At 69.1% G+C, this 366-nt stretch carries 1 pseudogene; it reads left to right on the plus strand.

Annotation, left to right across the window (positions count from 1 at the left end):
• Positions 1 to 366: pseudogene (locus tag IH50_RS38495) on the plus strand (transposase); the annotation flags it as partial.

Raw genomic sequence — 366 nt, forward strand, 5'->3', positions numbered from 1 at the left:
CGTCTGGGAACACATCTGCAAGGTGGTCGAGCGCACCGGCTCACGTGAGGAACACGAGGCCGAACTGGCCCTGGCCCTAGACGCCTTCCTCCGGCGGGCCGCAGGTAAAGAGAAGCTGTCCACCGTGGAGCGGCGGGTGATGGCGAAGTCCCGCGCCTCTGAGACCACTGTGCCGGTGCCCGCGGGAGAGATCAACGTACTGGACGTGCTCGCCCCGTCGTTCGGGCTGGCCGGCGTGTACGCGGCGCCCGATCCCGACGACGAGACCCTGCCGGACGAGGACGAGGACGGGCTGGAGGCCGGCCATGTCCCGGGAGGGTCTCTCGTCCTCAGCGACCAGGACCTTGAGGAGGACCAGTGGCTGCC

The sequence above is a fragment of the Streptomyces sp. NRRL S-37 genome (assembly GCF_000721605.1).
Lineage (GTDB): Bacteria > Actinomycetota > Actinomycetes > Streptomycetales > Streptomycetaceae > Streptomyces.